Consider the following 2,385-nt stretch of genomic DNA (forward strand, 5'->3'; position numbering starts at 1 on the left):
AGTAGCACGCTCAAGACCCGAAGCGGAGTGATCTAGCCATGGGCAGGTTGAAGCGGCTGTAAGAGGTCGTGGAGGACCGAACCCACCAGGGTTGAAAACCTGGGGGATGACCTGTGGTTAGGGGTGAAAGGCCAATCAAACTCCGTGATAGCTGGTTCTCCCCGAAATGCATTTAGGTGCAGCGTCGTGTGTTTCTTGCCGGAGGTAGAGCACTGGATAGGCGATGGGCCCTACCGGGTTACTGACCTTAGCCAAACTCCGAATGCCGGTAAGTGAGAGCGCGGCAGTGAGACTGTGGGGGATAAGCTCCATGGTCGAGAGGGAAACAGCCCAGAGCATCGACTAAGGCCCCTAAGCGTGCGCTAAGTGGGAAAGGATGTGGAGTCGCAGAGACAACCAGGAGGTTGGCTTAGAAGCAGCCACCCTTGAAAGAGTGCGTAATAGCTCACTGGTCAAGTGATTCCGCGCCGACAATGTAGCGGGGCTCAAGCGTACCGCCGAAGTCGTGTCATTGCAGCATGAGGGCCAACGCCCGCTGTGATGGGTAGGGGAGCGTCGTGTGCCGGGTGAAGCCGCGCCGGAAGGCAGTGGTGGACGGTTCACGAGTGAGAATGCAGGCATGAGTAGCGATACAAGAGTGGGAAACTCTTGCGCCGATTGACTAAGGGTTCCTGGGTCAAGCTGATCTGCCCAGGGTAAGTCGGGACCTAAGGCGAGGCCGACAGGCGTAGTCGATGGACAACCGGTTGATATTCCGGTACCCGCTGTAAAGCGCCCAATGCTGAACGGAGCGATGCTAAGTCCGTGAAGCCGCCCCTGATCTCTTCGGAGTGAGGGGGAGTGGTGGAGCCGACGAACCAGAGTCTTAGTAGGTAAGTGATGGGGTGACGCAGGAAGGTAGTCCAGCCCGGGCGGTGGTTGTCCCGGGGTAAGGGTGTAGGACGTCATCCAGGTAAATCCGGGTGGCATATAGTCTGAGACCTGATGCCGAGCCGATTGTGGTGAAGTGGATGATCCTATGCTGTCGAGAAAAGCCTCTAGCGAGTTTTACGGCGGCCCGTACCCTAAACCGACTCAGGTGGTCAGGTAGAGAATACCGAGGCGTTCGGGTGAACTATGGTTAAGGAACTCGGCAAAATGCCCCCGTAACTTCGGGAGAAGGGGGGCCATGTCTGGTGATCGCCCTTGCGGTGTGAGCTGGGTGTGGCCGCAGAGACCAGCGAGAAGCGACTGTTTACTAAAAACACAGGTCCGTGCGAAGCCGTAAGGCGATGTATACGGACTGACGCCTGCCCGGTGCTGGAACGTTAAGGGGACCGGTTAGTTCTGCTTCGGCAGGGCGAAGCTGAGAACTTAAGCGCCAGTAAACGGCGGTGGTAACTATAACCATCCTAAGGTAGCGAAATTCCTTGTCGGGTAAGTTCCGACCTGCACGAATGGCGTAACGACTTCTCGACTGTCTCAACCATAGGCCCGGTGAAATTGCACTACGAGTAAAGATGCTCGTTTCGCGCAGCAGGACGGAAAGACCCCGGGACCTTCACTATAGCTTGATATTGGTGTTCGGTTCGGCTTGTGTAGGATAGGTGGGAGACTTTGAAGCGGTGGCGCCAGCCATTGTGGAGTCGTCGTTGAAATACCACTCTGGTCGTGCTGGATGTCTAACCTCGGTCCGTGATCCGGATCAGGGACAGTGTCTGGTGGGTAGTTTAACTGGGGCGGTTGCCTCCTAAAGGGTAACGGAGGCGCCCAAAGGTTCCCTCAGCCTGGTTGGCAATCAGGTGTTGAGTGTAAGTGCACAAGGGAGCTTGACTGTGAGACTGACGGGTCGAGCAGGTACGAAAGTAGGGACTAGTGATCCGGCGGTGGCTTGTGGAAGCGCCGTCGCTCAACGGATAAAAGGTACCCCGGGGATAACAGGCTGATCTTCCCCAAGAGTCCATATCGACGGGATGGTTTGGCACCTCGATGTCGGCTCGTCGCATCCTGGGGCTGGAGTCGGTCCCAAGGGTTGGGCTGTTCGCCCATTAAAGCGGTACGCGAGCTGGGTTTAGAACGTCGTGAGACAGTTCGGTCCCTATCCGCTGTGCGCGTAGGAGTCTTGAGAAGGGCTGTCCCTAGTACGAGAGGACCGGGACGGACGAACCTCTGGTGTGCCAGTTGTCCTGCCAAGGGCATGGCTGGTTGGCTACGTTCGGGAGGGATAACCGCTGAAAGCATCTAAGCGGGAAGCCTGCTTCGAGATGAGGGCTCCCACCCACTTGATGGGGTAAGGCTCCCAGTAGACGACTGGGTTGATAGGCCGGATGTGGAAGCCCTGTAAGGGGTGGAGCTGACCGGTACTAATAGGCCGAGGGCTTGTCCTCAGTTGCTCGCGTCCACTGT

1 rRNA gene is annotated in these 2,385 nt (G+C 57.2%); it reads left to right on the plus strand.

Annotated features, from left to right (window positions below):
- Nucleotides 1-2,366 (plus strand): 23S ribosomal RNA (locus ACH4SL_RS36955); the annotation flags it as partial.
- Between the last annotated feature and the right edge of the window lie 19 nt (nucleotides 2,367-2,385).

The organism is Streptomyces sp. NPDC021020, from assembly GCF_044333285.1.
Taxonomy (GTDB): domain Bacteria; phylum Actinomycetota; class Actinomycetes; order Streptomycetales; family Streptomycetaceae; genus Actinacidiphila.